Raw genomic sequence first — 17181 nt, forward strand, 5'->3', positions numbered from 1 at the left:
AGGCGGGCTCGCCGGGCAAGCCCGCCGCTGTGTCAGTCGAGGGTGGCGCGCACGTCCATCTCGGCGTAGCGCACGAAGCGGCTGCCCTTGCGCAGGCGGTAACCCAGCCAGATCACCAGGAACAGCGGCAGGCTGATGTAGGTGGCTGCCAGGCCCACCCAGTTGATCTGCTCGCCCACCAGTGCCTCGTAGTTCTGCCCGAGTGTTATCGCCAGGCACAGGGCGAAGGCGAACAGCGGGCCGAAGGGGAACAGCTTGGCGCGGTAGGGCAGGTCTTCCAGGCGGCCGCCCTGCAGCAGGTAGCCCTTGCGGAAGCGGTAGTGGGAGATGGCGATGCCCAGCCAGGCGATGAAACCGCACATGCCGGAGGTGTTCAGCAGCCAGGTGTAGAGGGTGCTGTCGCCGACGATGGAGGTGAAGAAGCACAGCGCGCCCACCAGGGTGGTGGCGTACAGCGCGTTGCGCGGCACGCCGTTGTCGGAGAGGCGGGCGAACAGCTTCGGCGCCTTGCCCTGGAGGGCCAGGGTGTAGAGCATCCGCGTGGAGGCGTACATGCCCGAGTTGCCCGCCGAGAGGATGGCCGTGAGGATCACCGCGTTCATCACGCTGGCGGCGGCGGCGAAGCCGGCGCGCTCGAACAGCAGGGTGAAGGGCGACACGCTGATGTCGCTGGCCTCGTTCTGCAGCAGGCTGGGCTCGGTGTAGGGGATCAGCATGCCGATCACGAAGATCGCCAGGATGTAGAACATCAGGATTCGCCAGAACACCTGGCGGATGGCGATGGGGATGTTCTTGCGCGGGTTCTCCGACTCGCCGGCGGCGATGCCGATCAGCTCGGTGCCCTGGAACGAGAAGCCGGCGATCATCGCCACGCCGACCATGGCCTGCAGGCCGCCGACGAAGGGCGCCTCGCCTTGGGTGAAGTTGCTGAAGCCCGGGGATTGCATGCCGCTCATCAGGCCGAAGATGGTGGCCAGGCCGACGCCGATGAAGATCACCACCGTCACCACCTTGATCAGCGCGAACCAGAACTCGCTCTCGCCGAAGCCCTTAACCGAGACCACGTTCAGCGCGAACATCAGCGCCAGGAACAGCCCGCTCCAGTAGATGCCGGGCACGTCCGGGAACCAGAAGTTCATGATCAATTGGGCCGCCACCAGTTCGGCGGCGATGGTCACCGCCCAGTTGTACCAGTAGTTCCAACCCAGGGCGAAACCGAAGCCATCGTCGACGAACCGGCTGCCATAGGTGCTGAACGAGCCGGAAACCGGCATGTGTGCAGCCATTTCTCCCAGGCTGGTCATGAGGAAGTAGACCATCAGGCCGATCAGTGCGTAGGCCAGCAGGGCGCCGCCGGGGCCAGCCGTGGCGACGGTGGCGCCGGAGGCGACGAACAGGCCGGTGCCGATGGAGCCGCCGATGGCGATCATGTTCAGGTGTCGGGGCTTCAGCGCCCGGTGCAGGCCGTGGGCGGCCGGCGGGTTGGCAGTGTGGTCGGTCAAGGTAGAACTCCAGGGGTCCGGTCTCATGCCGGATGGGCGCGGCGGCCGGGGCCGCTCGTCGTGGGTAGATGCAGGAACGCCCGCCGCTCAGCGGCGGGCACGGTAGACGCGGAAACCGTCGCCCTCCGCCAGGGTCCGGCAATTGCCGAGTGCCTGTTCGATGAGGGGCGGATAGCGCAGGAAGCTGTTGGCCACCAGGCGCAGCTCGCCGCCGGGGCGCAGGTGCTGGCCAGCAGCCCGCAGCAGGGTTTCGCTGGCCTGGTAGTCGGTGTGCACGCCCTGGTGGAAGGGCGGGTTGCTGACGATGGCCGCCAGCCCTTTGGGCGCGGCGTGGATGCCGTCGCCGGCGATCACCTCGGCAGCGAGGCCGTTGGCGGAAAGGGTCAGGCGGCTGCTGGCGACGGCGAAGGCGTCCACGTCCAGCAGCAGCAGTTCGCTGGCCGGGTAGCGGCGCTTGAGGCTGGCGCCGATGACGCCGGCTCCGCAGCCGAAATCCAGCACCGGGCCGACGGGCAGGTCGTCGAGGTGCGGCAGCAGCAGGGCGGTGCCCCGGTCCAGGCGACCATGGCTGAACACGCCGGGCAGGCTGACCACCTGCAGCGGCCCATCGGGCAGCTCCAGGCTGTAGCGCTGAGCCAGGCTGTCCAGGTCGAGGCGTTCGGGGGCCTGGTCGACGCGGACCTGCCACAGTTGGCAGTGGCGCGCGCTGTCCAGCTTGCGCGGGGTGCCGAAGGCCGCCAACTGCTTGGCTGCACGCTCGATGCCGCCGCGCTTCTCGCCCACCAGGAACAGGTTGCGGCCGGGCAGGCGTGCGGCCAGGGCAGCCAGCAGGTAATCGGTCAGTTCGCGGGACTTGGGCAGAAACAGCAGGGCCTGCTCGAAGGGCTCGTCCGGCGCCTGCACCGCGAAGGTGGTGCGGCCGGCGAAACGGGCCTCCAGGCTGGCGTGCTCGCCGGCGTGCCAGCTCCAGCCCCGGGCCTGGGGCAGGGTGCCGAGCAGGTCGTCGGCGGGAAGACCCGCTGCCAGCAGCGGGCCCTGGAACAGTTCGGCCTGTCGAAGCACGACTTCGCTGCGCGGGTCCATGGGTCGGTCCTGATAAAAGCGGCGAACTTTACCAGAAACTCACCCGCCCTAGACGACCGTACGGCACGGGGTGCCTGCCAGCCAGGCCTCGGTGTTCTCGGCCATCTGCTCCACCATGCGCTGGCGTGCCTCGCGGCTGCCCCAGGCGTTGTGCGGGGTGACGATCAGGCGCGGGATGTCCACCGCCAGCAGCGGGTTGCCGTCCTTCGGCGGTTCCTGGGTCAGCACGTCGGTGGCGGCGCCCCCCAGGTGACCGCTGCGCAGGGCGTCGGCCAGGGCGTGTTCGTCCACCAGGCCGCCCCGGGCGGTGTTGACCAGGAAGGCGCCGCGCTTCATCCGCGCCAGCGCGTGGACGTCGATCAGGTGATGGGTGTGCTCGGTCAGCGGGCAGTGCAGGCTGAGGAAGTCCACCTGCGGCAACAGGTCCTCCAGGGGCAGGCGGTCGGCCCGGTCCGGGCGGCCGGGCAGGGCACCCAGCAGCACGCGCATGCCGAAGGCTTCGGCCAGGCGCGCCACCGCGCCGCCCAGTTCGCCATGGCCGAGCAGGCCGAGGGTCTTGTCCTCCAGTTCGACGATGGGGTGATCCAGCAGGCAGAACTGGCTCGCCTTCTGCCAACGGTCCTGGCGCACGTCGCGCTGGTAGTCGAGGAAGGTGGTGGCCAGGTTGAGCATCAGCATCAATGTGTGCTGGGCCACGGAGGGCGTGCCATAGCCCCGGCAGTTGCTGACGGTGATGCCGTGCTGGCGGGCCGCCGCGAGGTCGATGTTGTTGGTGCCGGTGGCGCTGACCAGGATCAGCCGCAGGTCGGGCAGGGCGGCCATGGCTTCGGCGTCGATCACCACCTTGTTGGTGATCGCCACCGGCGCGCCCCGGAGGTGCTCCACCACCTCGGCCCGGGTGCTCTGCTCGTGCAGCACCAGTTCGCCGAATAGCTGGCGCAGGGGCGTCAGGTCGAGGTCACCGAGGTCGAGGGAGGCGTGGTCGAGGAACACGGCGCGGAGGCTGTTGGTCATCAGCTGTACCTTTTTCCGAGGCTTGTGTAGGCGTAAGGTGGCCAGCCTAACAGACCCTTGGCTCGAATCTGGAGGCGCCATGTACTGGACGGAATTTCTCACTGTTGCCCTGATCCACGTGCTGGCTGTGGCCAGTCCGGGACCGGACTTCGCCATTGTGGTGCGCGAGAGCGTGGCCCACGGACGGCGCGCCGGGACCTGGACGGCGATTGGTGTGGGCATGGGAATCTTCGTCCATGTGGCCTATTCGCTGCTGGGGATCGGCCTGATCGTTTCCCAGTCCATCGTGTTGTTCAACGCGCTGAAATGGCTGGCGGCGGCCTACCTGCTGTACATCGGCATCAAGGCCCTGCGGGCGCGCCCGGCCGACCCGGCGGCGGCCGAAGTGGAACTCACCCGCGAGGTGCGCAGCCCGCGCGGTGCCTTCGTCACCGGCTTCGTCACCAATGGGCTGAACCCCAAGGCGACGCTGTTCTTCCTCTCGCTGTTCACCGTGGTCATCAACCCCCACACCCCGCTGGCGGTGCAGGCCGGCTACGGCCTCTACCTGGCCTTTGCCACCGCCGTGTGGTTCTGCCTGGTGGCGATGCTGTTCAGCCAGGAGCGGGTTCGCAGCGGCTTCGCCCGCCTGGGCCACTGGTTCGACCGTCTGATGGGCGCTGTGCTGGTGGGCTTGGGGATCAAGCTGGCCTTTACCTCGATGAAGTAAGTGCTCCACCTCGCAACGATGGGCTTCGCACAGCTCAGCCCATCCTACGGAGCTGTGGTGTGCATCCGTAGGATGCGGTGAGTTCGGCGAACCGCATCGTGGCTCCGCACCTTGCAATGATGGGCTTCGCGTAGCTCAGCCCATCCTACGGAGCGTGGTGCGCACCCGTAGGATGCGGTGAGCTCGGCGAACCGCATCGTGGCTCCGTACCTTGCAACGATGGGCTTCGCACAGCTCAGCCCATCCTACGGAGCGTGGTGTGCCCCGTAGGATGCGGTGAGCTCGGCGAACCGCATCACTGCCACCCGCGCCCCACCAGGCGGCATCTGGCACATCAGCCTTTCTCCAGCGTGGCCAGCAACCCCAGGCTGGCCACGTATTCCCTCGGGTTTTCCCCCAGCAGGCGGCGGAACATGGCGCTGAAGGCGCGGCCGCTGCCGTAGCCCAGGTCGTGGGCGACCTGCTGCACGCTGTGCCCGGCCAGCAGGCGCGGTAGGGCTTCGGTGAGACGCAGCTGCTGGCGCCAGTCGTTGAAGCTCATGCCCAGCTCCTGGGCGAACAGCCGGCTCAGGGTGCGGGTGCTGGCGCCCACCTCCAGGCTCCAGTCGTCGAGGGTGCGGGTGCTCTCCGGGGTTTCCAGCAGGGCCAGGCAGATGGCTTGCAGGCGTCGGTCCTGGGGCATCGGCAGGTGCAGGGGCATGCGCTCCAGGGCGGCGATTTCGTGGAGGATCAGGCGCTGCACCAGGCTGCGGTGTTCGTCATCGGTATCGCCGGCCTCCAGCGCCACCAGGCGCAGGATCAGCTCCCGCAGCAGCGGCGGTACCGCCAGCACGCAGCAGGCATCGAGGCTCGGCGGTGCGGCTTCGGCGGCGATGAACAGGGTACGCATCTGCACCTGCCCGGACATGAAGATCTGGTGCTCGATACCCGGTGGGATCCACACCGCGCGGGTCGGCGGGATGACCCAGGCGCCGGCCTCGGTGACCAGGCGCATCAGCCCCTGCGCCGCGTAGAGGAATTGCGCCTGGTTGTGCAGGTGCAGGTCGACATGGGCGCCGTCGGGGTAGTCGAGGGCGACGGCGCCGATCCGGCACTGGGGCAGATGCTCGATGAACATGGCTGTTCCGATGATCTTTTTGGCAGAACGTTGCTAGGCGGCCAACCTAGCATGGCGGTCCACAACAACCAAACAGCAGCGAAACTGCCATGAACCGACCGCGTACCGTCATCCGCTTCATCAATGCCGCCCACATCATCGACCACATGTTCATGCTCATCTTCCCTGCCGCCGTGCTGGGCATGACCGCTACCTTCGAGCTGTCCTACGCCGAACTGATCGGGCTGTCCCTCGGCGGCTTCATCGCCTTCGGGGCCTGCTCGCTACCGGCCGGCTGGCTGGGGGATAAATGGAGCCGCCGCCACATGATGCTGGTGTTCTTCCTCGGCATCGGCGGCGCGGCGATCTTCACCGGGCTGAGCCGCAGCACGCCGATGCTGGTGCTGGGGCTGACGCTGATGGGCGTGTTCGCCGCCATCTACCACCCGGTGGGCACGGCGATGCTGGTGGCCCATGCGCAGAACCGTGGTCGCGAGATCGGCATCAACGGCATGTGGGGCAACCTGGGCGTGGCGTTCTCGGCGCTGGTCACGGGCTTTCTCACCGCCCATTTCGGCTGGCGCGCGGCGTTCATCCTGCCGGGCGCTTTGTCGGTGGCCATTGGCGTGTGGTTCGCCCTCTGCGTGCGGGACGAGGCGTCTCCCGTCGCCGCGGCCGGCACCCATCGGGCTGGCGGGGCGGGGCAGGTGTCGATGCGCCTGGTGTTCGGTGTGCTGGCGCTGGTGACGGCCACCGGCGGGGTGATCTTCAACGCCTCGACCATGACCTACCCGAAGCTGTTCCAGGAGCGCCTGGTGGACCTGTTCGCCTCGCCGGAAAGCCTCGGCATCGTCGTCAGCATCGCCTACGCCTTCGGTGCCGTGGCGCAGTTGCTGATGGGCCGTGTGCTGGATCGCTACAGCCTGAAGCTGCCGTTCGTGGTGATGACCCTCTGCCAGGGGCCGTTGCTGGTGGCCATGGCCTATGCCGATGGCTGGGCGGTGATCGCCCTGGGCGCCGCCTTCATGTTCGCGGTGTTCGGCCAGGTGACGGTGAACGATGCAATGGTGGCCAACTTCGTCGCGCCGCAGTGGCAGGCGCGGGTCTTCGCGTTGCGCTACTTCCTGTCCTTCGGCGCCAGTGCGGCGGCCATCCCGATGATCGCCTTCATCGAACCGCGCCATGGGTTGGTGGGGCTGTACCTGGTGCTGGCGGTGTTCGGTGCGCTGACCTTCGCGGCGGCGCTGGTGTTCCCGAGGACGCCGGCCCACGCGCCCAAGGCGGTGCCCGCCTGAGGCGCGCCCGGGCGGAATGAAAAAGGGGCTCCCGGACGTTGGTCCGGGAGCCCCTTCTGGTTGGCCGCGCGGGCGGGTTACAGCAGTTCCACCGCCACCGCAGTGGCTTCGCCGCCGCCGATGCACAGCGAGGCGACGCCGCGCTTGCCACCTGTGTTACGCAGGGCGTTGATCAGGGTGAGGATGATGCGCGAGCCGGTGGAGCCCACCGGGTGGCCCTGGGCGCAGGCACCGCCGTAGACGTTGACCTTGGCGTGGTCGAGGCCGTGTTCGCGCATGGCGAGCATGGTGACCATGGCGAAGGCTTCGTTGATCTCGAACAGGTCCACGTCGTCCTTGCTCCAGCCGGTCTTCCTGAACAGGTTGGTCATGGCGCCGATGGGGGCGAGGGTGAATTCGCTCGGGTCCTGGCTCTGGGTGGCGTGGCCGACGATCTTCGCCAGGGGCTTGAGGCCGCGGCGCTGGGCTTCCTCGGCGGTCATCAGCACCAGGGCGCTGGCACCGTCGGAGATGGAGCTGGCGTTGGCGGCGGTGATGGTGCCGTCCTTGCGGAAGGCCGGGCGCAGGGTCGGGATCTTGTCGAGGTTGGCGGTCAGCGGCTGCTCGTCGTCCTTCACCAGGGTCTCGCCCTTGCGGGTGGTGACGGTGACCGGGACGATCTCGGCGGCGAGGGCACCCTCGGCGATGGCCGCCTGGGCGCGCTTGAGGGACTCGATGGCGTAGGCGTCCATCTCCTCGCGGGTGATGTTGTACGTGTCGGCGGTCTCCTGGGCGAAGGAGCCCATCAGGCGGCCGGTGCGGGCGTCTTCCAGGCCGTCGAGGAACATGTGGTCCTTGATCTCGCCGTGGCCCATGCGCAGGCCGGTGCGGGCCTTCTCCAGCACGTAGGGGGCGTTGGACATGCTCTCCATGCCGCCGGCGACCATCACGCTGTTGGTGCCGGCCTTGAGCAGGTCGTGGGCCAGCATCACGGCCTTCATGCCGGAGCCGCAGAGCTTGTTGATGGTGGTGCAGCCGATGGCGGCGGGCAGGCCGGCGTTCAGGGACGCCTGGCGGGCCGGGCCCTGCTTGAGGCCGGCGGGCAGCACGCAACCCATGATCACTTCCTGCACGTCGGCGGCGTCGATACCGGCGCGGGCCACGGCCTCACGGATGGCCAGGGCGCCCAGGTCGACCGCGGACACACCGGCGAGGCTGCCCTGGAAACCGCCCATGGGGGTGCGGGCGCCGCTGACGATTACGATCTCGGACATCTTCTTGATTCCTCTGTGGAGACAGGCCGCGACCGGCCGGGTGGGGCGATTCTATCTCGTGACCGGAAGTGGCCAAAGGGTCACGTGGCAAATCATTCTTTTGACTGATTGAGGCCTCGACGGAGGGCTCTAGAGTGCGCATGACTACATGAAACCCCTTTGTACGCAGGTGCTTTCCCATGGTGCAGACCCGAGTCATCAAACCGGCCGACAACGCCTACACCTACCCCTTGTTGATCAAGCGTCTGCTGCTCTCCGGCAGCCGCTACGAGAAGACCCGGGAGATCGTCTACCGCGACCAGGTGCGCTACAGCTACGCCACCTTCGTCGAGCGCGTGGCGCGCCTGGCCAACGTGCTGACCGAGGCCGGAGTGAAGGCCGGCGACACCGTGGCGGTGATGGACTGGGACAGCCACCGCTACCTGGAGTGCATGTTCGCCATCCCGATGATCGGCGCGGTGCTGCACACCATCAACATCCGCCTCTCCCCGGACCAGATCCTCTACACCATGAACCACGCCGAGGACCGCTTCGTGCTGGTCAACAGCGAGTTCGTGCCGATCTACAAGGCCATCGAAGGCCAGCTGGCCACGGTGGAGAAGACCCTGCTGCTGACCGACACGGCCGACAAGCACGCCGACCTGCCGAACCTCGTCGGCGAGTACGAGACGCTGATGGCCGCCGCCAGCCCCCGTTACGCCTTCCCGGATTTCGACGAGGATTCCGTCGCCACCACCTTCTATACGACCGGCACCACCGGCAACCCGAAGGGGGTGTACTTCACCCATCGGCAACTGGTGCTACATACCCTGTCCATGGCTTCCACCATCGGTGCGCTGGACAGCATCCGCCTGATGGGCACCGACGACGTCTACATGCCCATCACCCCGATGTTCCACGTTCACGCCTGGGGCGTGCCCTATGTAGCCACCATGCTGGGGGTGAAGCAGGTCTACCCGGGGCGCTACGAGCCGGAGATGCTCTGCCGGCTGATCCGCGAGGAGAAGGTGACCTTCTCCCACTGCGTGCCCACCATCCTGCAGATGATGCTCAACACCCCGAGCGCCCAGGGCCATGACTTCGGCGGGCTCAAGGTGATCATCGGCGGCAGCGCGCTGAACCGCGCCCTGTACGAAGCCGCCAAGGCCCGGGGCATCCAGCTCACGGCAGCCTACGGCATGTCCGAGACCTGCCCGCTGATCTCCGTCGCCCACCTCAACGAAGAGCTGCGTGCCGGCAGCGAGGACGAGCGCACCACCTACCGCATCAAGGCCGGTGTACCGGTGCCGTTGGTGGAGGCGGCCATCATGGACGCCGAGGGGCACCTGCTGCCGGTGGATGGCGAGACCCAGGGCGAGCTGGTGCTGCGCGCACCCTGGCTGACCCAGGGTTACTTCAACGAGCCGCAGAAGAGCGAGGAACTGTGGGAGCACGGCTGGCTGCACACCGGTGATGTGGCGACCCTGGACGGCATGGGCTTCATCGACATCCGCGACCGCATCAAGGACGTGATCAAGACCGGGGGCGAGTGGATCTCTTCCCTGGCGCTGGAGGATCTGGTCAGCCGTCATCCGGCGGTGCGCGAGGTGGCGGTGGTCGGGGTGCCCGATCCGCAGTGGGGCGAGCGCCCGTTCGCGCTGCTGGTGCTCCGCGATGGCTGCGCCCTGGACGCGAAGGAACTGAAGGAGCACCTCAAGCCCTTCGTCGAGCAGGGCCACATCAACAAGTGGGCCATTCCCAGCCAGATCGCCGTTGTTACTGAAATTCCCAAGACCAGCGTGGGCAAACTGGACAAGAAACGTATCCGCGTCGACGTCGCCCAATGGCAGGCCTCAGGCAGCGCCTTCCTCTCCGCTCTCTGACCCACCCTCGGGTCGGGCCGAAAGGCCCGGCCCAGCCACCAAGCAAACGCTTGGCCCAGTGATTGCGGCCTCTTGCCGCGTCACCCCCGCCTTTACCTATCGCAACTTCGGTCTAGTCTTCAAACCTGCGAGCCAGAGCGACTCGGGCCGTACGCAGGGCAGCAAATCACACTTTAGAGGGATCAAGCGGTATAGCCCGCTGGCTATAGTCCGCTCATTCCATAACAAAAAACACAAATGGAGTAGCGTCGATGACAACAATTAGAAAACCCATCTGGCGACTGGCGCGGCTGCCCGTAGCCGTCAGCCTCGCATCCACCCTCGCCGCTCCGGCATTCGGCGTGACCTTCAACATCGGTGAGATCGAGGGGCAGTTCGACTCGTCGCTGTCCGTGGGGGCCAGTTGGTCCATGGCCAGCCCGGACAAGGATCTGATCGGTTCGAACAATGGCGGTCGCGGCCTGTCGCAGACCTCCGACGACTCGCACCTGAACTTCAAGCGCGGCGAGACCTTCTCGAAGATCTTCAAGGGCATCCACGACCTGGAGCTGAAGTATGGGGATACCGGCGTCTTCATCCGTGGCAAGTACTGGTACGACTTCGAACTGAAGGACGAGAGCCGCCTGTTCAAGGACATCGACGACAGCAACCGCAAGGAAGCTGCTCAGTCCTCCGGTGGCCAGATCCTCGACGCCTTCATCTATCACAACTACAACATCGCTGACCTGCCGGGCTCCGTGCGCCTGGGCAAGCAGGTGGTGAGCTGGGGTGAGAGCACCTTCATCCAGAACGGCATCAACTCGATCAACCCGATCGACGTTTCCGCCTTCCGTCGCCCGGGCGCGGAGGTCAAGGAGGGTCTGATTCCGGTCAACATGTTCTACGTGTCCCAGAGCCTGACCGAGAATCTGTCTGCTGAGGCTTTCTATCAGTTGGAGTGGGACCAGACCGTTACCGACAACTGCGGCACTTTCTTTGCTCAGCCTGACATCGTCGCGGATGGCTGCGACAGCAATCTCGCGGTTCTAGGGACTCGCAGTTCGCTCCAAGCGGCTGGTATTCCGAGCTCTGCACTCAATGTCATTCAGAACAACGGAGTGCGCTGGGGAAATCCCGATGAGGGAGCGATCGTTGCCCGTGCAGGTGACGACGATGCCCGTGACAGCGGGCAGTGGGGGACGGCGCTTCGTTACTTCTCGCCGAGTCTGGACACCGAGTTCGGCTTCTATTTCATGAACTATCACAGCCGAGCGCCGATCTTCAGTGGTATTGGGTCTCCGGCTGGCTCTTACAGTGCGGCATCCCTGGTTGGGCAGCTTGTTGCCGCCGGCATTCCGCTGGGAACTGCGAGTGCCTTGGCGCCGAGCCTGCTGCCAGTTGTCGTGGCAGGTAATGGTAAGTACTTCATGGAGTACCCCGAAGACATCAGGCTTTATGGCATCAGCTTCTCTACCACGCTGCCTACCGGCACTGCCTGGAGTGGCGAGTTCAGCTATCGGCCAAATGCTCCTGTACAGCTGAATAGCACGGACATTCTCTATTCGGGGCTATCACCTCTTAATCCCAGTGCATCGGTTCTGACCGGAAGGCCAGATACCGTTCAGCATGGTTACCGCCGTAAGGAAATCAGCCAGTTCCAGACCACCTTTACTCACTTCTTTGATCAAGTGATGGGGGCCGAGCGGTTAACGCTTGTGGGCGAGGTGGGCTTCACCCATGTCGGGGGGCTCGAAAGCACCAGCAAGGCCCGTTACGGCCGTGACCCCATCTACGGTCCCGGGCCGCTGCCGAACGATCAGTGCCGCGCCCTCAATCTAAGTACATTGGGCAGTGCCAGCGCCAAGAACCTGACCAAGTACTGTGAGGACGAAGGTTTCGTTACCAGTAACTCTTGGGGATATCGCGCCCGCGCAGTCTGGGATTACAACGACGTCTTCGCTGGTATCAACCTGAAGCCTAACGTGGCTTGGTCCCATGACGTCCATGGCCATGGCCCGAACGGCTCCTTCACCGAAGGCGCCAAGGCCGTGAGCCTGGGCCTGGACGCCGAGTACCAGAACACCTACACCGCCAGCCTCAGCTACACCGACTTCTTCGGCGGCAAGTACAACACCCTGACTGACCGCGACTTCCTCGCGCTCAGCTTCGGCATGAACTTCTAAGCGGCTCCGGAAGACAAGGACTCACCATGAAAACAACAAAGACTCTTCTGCAAACCGGTGCCCTGGCGCTGTCGCTGCTGGCCTCCGCCGTCATGGCGGCGGTGCCGGCCGACGAGGCGGCCAAGCTGGGCACCAGCCTGACCCCGCTGGGTGCGGAGAAGGCCGGCAATGCTGATGGCAGCATCCCCGAGTGGACAGGCGGCCTGCCGCAGAACGCCGGTGCGGTGGATGACCGTGGTTTCCTCGCCGACCCCTTCGCCAGCGAGAAGCCGCTGTTCACCATCACCGCGCAGAACGTGGACCAGTACAAGGACAAGCTGACCCCCGGCCAGTACGCCATGTTCAAGCGCTACCCGGACTCCTACAGGATGCCGGTGTTCCCCACCCATCGCTCGGCCACCGTACCGGCTGACGTACTCGCCGCCGCCAAGGCCAACGCCACGGCCACCAAGCTGGTGGAGGGTGGCAACGGCCTGGAGAACTTCAAGCTCGCCAACCCGTTCCCGATCCCGCAGAACGGCCTGGAAGCGATCTGGAACCACATCACCCGCTACCGGGGCGGCAGCGTGCGTCGCCTGGTGACCCAGGCAACCCCGCAGCCCAACGGCTCCTACAGCCTGGTGTACTTCCAGGACGAGTTCACCTTCCGCGACAAGCTGAAGGACTACGACCCGAACAAGCCCAGCAACGTGCTGTTCTACTTCAAGCAGCGCGTGACAGCGCCCTCGCGCCTGGCCGGTAACGTGCTGCTGGTGCACGAAACCCTCAACCAGGTGAAGGAGCCGCGCCTGGCGTGGCTGTACAACGCCGGCCAACGCCGCGTCCGTCGTGCACCGCAGGTGTCCTACGACGGCCCGGGCACCGCCGCCGACGGCCTGCGTACCTCCGACAACTTCGACATGTACAACGGTGCGCCCGACCGCTACGACTGGAAGCTGGAAGGCAAGAAGGAGATCTACATCCCCTACAACAGCTACCGCCTGGACTCGCCGAAGCTGAAGTACGACGACATCATCAAGGCCGGCCACATCAACCAGGACCTGGCCCGCTACGAGCTGCACCGCGTGTGGCACGTCGTCGCCACCCTGAAGTCGGGCGAGCGCCACATCTACGCCAAGCGTGACTTCTACATCGACGAAGACACCTGGCAAGCCGCTGCCATCGACCACTACGACGGCCGTGGCACCCTGTGGCGCGTCGCCGAGGCTCATGCCGAGTACTACTACGACAAGCAGGTGCCCTGGTACGCCGTGGAAACCCTGTACGACCTGCTCTCCGGCCGCTACCTGGCCCTGGGCATGAAGAACGAGGAGAAACAGTCCTACGACTTCAACTACAGCGCGTCCGAGAGCGACTACACCCCGGCGGCCCTGCGTCAAGCTGGCGTTCGCTGATCCTGTAGGACGTTGTAAAAAAGCCGGCCCTCGGGCCGGCTTTTTCTTGTCCATGATTTCCCCGGGTACTTCAAATGAATCGGCCGAGGGGATAGGCTGCCACCACGTCCCGCCCCCGCGGCATAACCATTACTAGAAGCCGGGTGATGACAGACCTTTCCAGTTCGCGGTCCTTCGCGCCCACTGCCATGCCGGTGGTGGGCGAACGCTTCTTCCGACCTCCGTTGCCGGCCGGACACCTGTCCCGCCCCCGTCTGTGTGACCGCCTGGTCGACGGTCTTTCCGGCCGCCTGCTGCTGGTCAGCGCCCCGGCCGGGTTCGGCAAGAGTTCCCTGGCCATCGAGTTCTGCGAAGGGTTGCCCCAAGCCTGGCGCACGCTGTGGCTCGGGCTCGGGTGTCGGGACAATGACCCCGGGCGCTTCCTCGAACGCCTGCTCGACGGCCTGCGCCAGATCCTGCCCGGGCTGGGCGAGGAGGCCATGGGCCTGCTGAAACTGCGCCAGCGCCACCAGCCCTTTGCCTTCGAGCAATGGATCGACGGACTGCTGGACGAACTTTCCGCCCGGCTCGATCCCCACCAACCCGTGCTGCTGGTGCTCGACGACTACCACCTGGCCCAGGGCGCCGTGCTCGACCGCTGCCTGCAGTTCGTCCTCAACCACCTGCCTGCCGGCCTGGTGCTGCTGGTGACCAGCCGCCAGCGCCCGGACTGGCACCTGGCGCGCCTGCGCCTGTCGCGGCAACTGGTGGAACTCAACGAGCAGGACCTGCGCCTGACCGAGGCGGAGAGCGCCGCACTGCTCCAGGCCCAGGGCATCGAGCTGGAGGGCGCCGGCCTCGAACACCTGCTGTCGCGCAGCGAAGGCTGGGCCGCCGGCCTGCGTCTGTGGCTGCTGGCCAGCCAGGACGAAGGCGATACCCAGGCCCTGGCCCGTGGCCCCCACGGTGACGAGGGGCTGATCCGCGACTACCTCCTGGAAGAGGTGATCGAGCGGCAGGGGGCGGACATCCAGACCTTCCTTTATGACACCGCCTGCCTCGACCGCTTCTGTGCCGAACTCTGCGATGCCGTGCGCGACAGCCACGACAGTGCCGCGCTGCTCCAGCAGCTGCAGGCCAACCAGGTGTTCCTCGTCCCGCTGGACGAGCACGGCCGCTGGTTCCGTTACCACCACCTGTTCTCCGACCTGCTGCGGGCGCGGCCGACCGGCGCCGGCAGCCTGCCCCAGGCCAGCCTGCACCTGCGCGCCTGCCGCTGGTTCAGCGCCCAGGGGTTGCTGGACGAAGCCATCGAACAGGCCTTGCGCGCCGGCCAGCCCGACGTGGCCGCCAGCCTGGTGCAGAACCTCTCCGAGGAGCAGCTGTTGGCCGAGCAGAACATCGCCATGCTGCTGCGCTGGAAGATGGACCTGCCCGACAGCCTGCTGGTCAGCACCCCGCGGCTGATCATGCTCTACAGCCTCTCGCTGGCCCTGGCCTGCCAGTTGGATGCAGCCGAGGAGCTGGGTGCTCAGTTGTCGCGCTTCCTGCCCGCGCCCAGCGCCCAGGCCCAGCAGAACCTGCTGTCCCAGTGGCTCACTCTCAGCGGCGTGATCGCCCGAGGTCGTGGTGACATCGACCTGGCCGAGCGTCACTGTGCCGAAGCGGTCGCCGCCCTCAGTCCCGAACGCTACGGCCAGCGTCTGTTGTGCCTGTCGACCCTGGCCAATATCGCCGTGGTGCGCGGCGACCTGTGGCGTGCCCGGGGCCTGAGCCGGGATGCCCTGGAGCTGGCCCAGCGCATCGGCAACCCGCTGTTCGAAGCCGTCGCACACTACGACCGCTCGCGCCTGCTGCACGCCCGTGGTGAGGTGCACCGGGCCTGCCTGGAGGTGCAACTGGGCCTCGACTGCCTGCGCGACCTGTCACCCCAACGCCACTACGCCGCACGGGCACGGTTGATGATGTACGAGGGCTACCTGCTGGCCCAGCGGCTGCAACCCGAGGCGGCGCGCAGCCGCCTGCTCGCCGGGATCGCCGAAGCCCGTGCCTGTCGCGACATCAGCCTGCTCACCGGCTACGCCGTGCTGGCCAGCCTGGAAGGGCGCCAAGGCCGCTTCGCCACCGCCTTCGCCCTGCTCGCCGAGGCCGAGCGGCTGATGCACATCTGGGACATTCCCCCGGTCTACTACCTGGCCATGGCCACCCTGGTGAAGTGCGAGCTGTGGTTGGCCCAGGGACAACTGGAACTGGCCAACGCCTGGCTGGTGCGGCTGTCGGAAACCTATGGCGGCGAGCAGCCGGCCGCCGCGCCGGAGTTCCACCCGCAACTGCCGATGTACGTCGAATTGCAGCAGGCCGCCCTGGCCCGGGCGGAGGGGCGTGCCGCCGAGGCCGAGCGTCGCCTGCGGGCCCTGGCACTGCGCGCCCGGGAAGCCGGGGCATTGCTGTTGGCTCAGTTCGCGCAAGTCGCGCTGGTGCACCTGCTGCTGGAAATGGGCAAGGAGCGCGAAGCGTCGCTCGCCCTGGGCAGCGCATTCGACGCCATGGCCGGCGGCGCCTTGCTGCCGTTCCACCTGTTGCTGAGCCAGCGCAGCGGCTGGCTGCGTGAACAGATCGCCGCGCGCCCGGATGGCCCCCAGGCCACCTTGCTGGAGCACCTCGGCGACTCGGCGGGCGACGTGCCTGGCGAGTCGCTGGGCAGTGGGGAGATGCTCAGCACCCGCGAGCTGGCGGTATTGCAGTTGATCGCCCAGGGTTGCTCCAACCAGGAGATCAGCGAGCGGCTGTTCATCTCGCTGCACACGGTGAAGACCCACGCCCGCCACATCAACGGCAAGCTCGGGGTCGAGCGGCGCACCCAGGCCGTGGCCCGGGCCAAGGCCCTGGGTCTATTGCGCTGAGGCTGCCGGCGGCGCGCTGAGGTCCAGGGCCGGTGCCGCCGGCTTGGCCTTCGGTGGCTGTGCCAGTTGCTTTTCCACATCCTGCTGGATGCCGGCCAGCACCGGCAGCAGGCTGCTCATGCTGGCGCGCACCTCGGGATAGGGGTGCTTCTCCGCCAGCTCGCCGACCCGTGCCAGCAACTGGGCGCGTACCTCGCTGCGCAGGTGGATGTACAGCTCCGGCAGTTGCTTGGCCAGCTCGGCGCCGTAGAGCACCAGGTCCTCGCGGTTGAACTGCTTGGTCAGGCCCAGGTAGTCCAGCGCGCTGGAGGTGAGCATGGCGGCGGCGTCCTTGGTCTCCTGCAGGCCCTGGAGGCGGATCGCGCTGGTCTGCTCGCTCTCCGAGAGGGTCATCCAGAACTCCACCGTCAAGGAGAACAGCACTGCCTGCTGGCGCAGGGAGTAGCTCATCAGCCCCAGCGCTTCGGCGCCGTAGGGTTGCTGTGGGGCCTTGAAGTCGAAGTACAGGCGCATCAGCTCCTTGAGGCGGAACAGCACCTCCCGCGCCTCGTTCTGGCGCAGCTCCAGCGGGGCGTAGATGTTCAGCTGCGGCTTGAAGTTCTCTTCATTGACCATGCGCTGGTAGATCGGCCCGGTGAACTCGCCGCTGCGGCGGGGCAGGGCGTTGGCCTGGGTCTTGTCGATGCGCTCCAGGGCCTCGATCAGCTGCTGGTACTCCAGGCTGCCCCAGGGGCGCTGCAGGTCCGGCAGTTTCTGCCCCAGGTAGTACAGGTCGGCAGCGCCGGCCGGCAGGCACAGCACCAGCAAAAGGATGGCCAGCGGCCAGGGCAGGCGGCGTGATAGCGTCATCGGCATTCGGGTCCGGCGGGAAGGGGCGCGCCAAGAGTAGCGAGGCGGCGTGGCGCCGTCACCCGCGCCTTGGTTCGGTG

At 66.6% G+C, this 17181-nt stretch carries 12 protein-coding genes; 6 read left to right on the plus strand and 6 right to left on the minus strand.

Annotated elements, in window-relative coordinates; all coding sequences use genetic code 11:
* Window positions 1-32: 32 nt before the first annotated feature.
* The 3 genes from A7D27_RS02230 to A7D27_RS02240 are packed head-to-tail and all read right to left on the minus strand — an operon-like array spanning window position 33 to window position 3599.
* On the minus strand, window positions 33-1529 hold the full coding sequence (locus A7D27_RS02230) for an amino acid permease (protein ID WP_069562263.1): 1497 nt from the start codon (window positions 1527-1529) through the stop codon (window positions 33-35).
* A 60-nt stretch (window positions 1530-1589) separates the two neighbouring features.
* Window positions 1590-2585, minus strand: coding sequence for a class I SAM-dependent methyltransferase (locus A7D27_RS02235; RefSeq protein WP_069563963.1), 996 nt, complete (start codon window positions 2583-2585; stop codon window positions 1590-1592).
* A gap of 48 nt (window positions 2586-2633) precedes the next feature.
* Window positions 2634-3599 (minus strand): 2-hydroxyacid dehydrogenase, encoded by a 966-nt coding sequence (locus tag A7D27_RS02240; protein ID WP_069563964.1) that lies wholly within the window; start codon window positions 3597-3599, stop codon window positions 2634-2636.
* 79 nt (window positions 3600-3678) lie between these two features.
* Here A7D27_RS02240 and A7D27_RS02245 point away from each other — a divergent pair, with 79 nt between their 5' ends.
* The gene (locus A7D27_RS02245; RefSeq protein WP_069563965.1) at window positions 3679-4308 is read left to right on the plus strand and encodes a LysE family translocator; all 630 of its coding nucleotides are present in this window, start codon (window positions 3679-3681) and stop codon (window positions 4306-4308) included.
* A gap of 334 nt (window positions 4309-4642) precedes the next feature.
* Here the strand turns inward: A7D27_RS02245 and A7D27_RS02250 are convergent, their stop codons facing one another.
* Window positions 4643-5425 carry a helix-turn-helix domain-containing protein gene (locus A7D27_RS02250; RefSeq protein ID WP_069563966.1) on the minus strand — a complete coding sequence of 261 codons (783 nt, stop codon included), beginning with the start codon at window positions 5423-5425 and terminating at the stop codon, window positions 4643-4645.
* Between the two features lie 89 nt (window positions 5426-5514).
* Between A7D27_RS02250 and A7D27_RS02255 the strand changes: the two genes are divergently transcribed.
* Window positions 5515-6699 carry an MFS transporter gene (locus A7D27_RS02255; protein WP_069563967.1) on the plus strand — a complete coding sequence of 395 codons (1185 nt, stop codon included), beginning with the start codon at window positions 5515-5517 and terminating at the stop codon, window positions 6697-6699.
* 77 nt (window positions 6700-6776) lie between these two features.
* Here the strand turns inward: A7D27_RS02255 and A7D27_RS02260 are convergent, their stop codons facing one another.
* The gene (locus A7D27_RS02260) at window positions 6777-7952 is read right to left on the minus strand and encodes an acetyl-CoA C-acyltransferase (RefSeq protein ID WP_069563968.1); all 1176 of its coding nucleotides are present in this window, start codon (window positions 7950-7952) and stop codon (window positions 6777-6779) included.
* A 179-nt stretch (window positions 7953-8131) separates the two neighbouring features.
* Between A7D27_RS02260 and A7D27_RS02265 the strand changes: the two genes are divergently transcribed.
* From A7D27_RS02265 to A7D27_RS02280, 4 genes are all read left to right on the plus strand, one after another.
* Window positions 8132-9814: a fatty acid--CoA ligase gene (locus A7D27_RS02265; protein WP_069563969.1), complete on the plus strand. Its 1683-nt coding sequence runs from the start codon at window positions 8132-8134 to the stop codon at window positions 9812-9814.
* A 251-nt stretch (window positions 9815-10065) separates the two neighbouring features.
* Window positions 10066-11976 carry a DUF1302 domain-containing protein gene (locus tag A7D27_RS02270; RefSeq protein WP_069563970.1) on the plus strand — a complete coding sequence of 637 codons (1911 nt, stop codon included), beginning with the start codon at window positions 10066-10068 and terminating at the stop codon, window positions 11974-11976.
* A 26-nt stretch (window positions 11977-12002) separates the two neighbouring features.
* Entirely contained in the window at window positions 12003-13370 is a 1368-nt protein-coding gene (locus A7D27_RS02275; protein ID WP_069562272.1) for a DUF1329 domain-containing protein, read from the plus strand.
* 146 nt (window positions 13371-13516) lie between these two features.
* Window positions 13517-16252 (plus strand): LuxR C-terminal-related transcriptional regulator, encoded by a 2736-nt coding sequence (locus tag A7D27_RS02280; protein ID WP_069563971.1) that lies wholly within the window; start codon window positions 13517-13519, stop codon window positions 16250-16252.
* Here the strand turns inward: A7D27_RS02280 and A7D27_RS02285 are convergent.
* Window positions 16241-17107: a hypothetical protein gene (locus A7D27_RS02285; RefSeq protein WP_069563972.1), complete on the minus strand. Its 867-nt coding sequence runs from the start codon at window positions 17105-17107 to the stop codon at window positions 16241-16243. The genes A7D27_RS02280 and A7D27_RS02285 overlap by 12 nt on opposite strands.
* Window positions 17108-17181: the final 74 nt, after the last annotated feature.

Origin of the sequence: Pseudomonas sp. 1D4 (assembly GCF_001728925.1) — a bacterium.
Classification (GTDB): domain Bacteria; phylum Pseudomonadota; class Gammaproteobacteria; order Pseudomonadales; family Pseudomonadaceae; genus Metapseudomonas; species Metapseudomonas otitidis.

Bases quoted from the DNA above. Each gene is read 5' to 3' on its own strand.
- A7D27_RS02230 (WP_069562263.1), bottom strand. From the start codon at position 1,529: ATGAGACCGGACCCCTGGAGTTCTACCTTGACCGACCACACTGCCAAC.
- A7D27_RS02285 (WP_069563972.1), bottom strand. From the start codon at position 17,107: ATGCCGATGACGCTATCACGCCGCCTGCCCTGGCCGCTGGCCATCCTT.
- A7D27_RS02240 (WP_069563964.1), bottom strand. From the start codon at position 3,599: ATGACCAACAGCCTCCGCGCCGTGTTCCTCGACCACGCCTCCCTCGAC.
- A7D27_RS02250 (WP_069563966.1), bottom strand. From the start codon at position 5,425: ATGTTCATCGAGCATCTGCCCCAGTGCCGGATCGGCGCCGTCGCCCTC.
- A7D27_RS02265 (WP_069563969.1), top strand. From the start codon at position 8,132: ATGGTGCAGACCCGAGTCATCAAACCGGCCGACAACGCCTACACCTAC.
- A7D27_RS02235 (WP_069563963.1), bottom strand. From the start codon at position 2,585: ATGGACCCGCGCAGCGAAGTCGTGCTTCGACAGGCCGAACTGTTCCAG.
- A7D27_RS02255 (WP_069563967.1), top strand. From the start codon at position 5,515: ATGAACCGACCGCGTACCGTCATCCGCTTCATCAATGCCGCCCACATC.
- A7D27_RS02280 (WP_069563971.1), top strand. From the start codon at position 13,517: ATGACAGACCTTTCCAGTTCGCGGTCCTTCGCGCCCACTGCCATGCCG.
- A7D27_RS02245 (WP_069563965.1), top strand. From the start codon at position 3,679: ATGTACTGGACGGAATTTCTCACTGTTGCCCTGATCCACGTGCTGGCT.
- A7D27_RS02275 (WP_069562272.1), top strand. From the start codon at position 12,003: ATGAAAACAACAAAGACTCTTCTGCAAACCGGTGCCCTGGCGCTGTCG.
- A7D27_RS02270 (WP_069563970.1), top strand. From the start codon at position 10,066: ATGACAACAATTAGAAAACCCATCTGGCGACTGGCGCGGCTGCCCGTA.
- A7D27_RS02260 (WP_069563968.1), bottom strand. From the start codon at position 7,952: ATGTCCGAGATCGTAATCGTCAGCGGCGCCCGCACCCCCATGGGCGGT.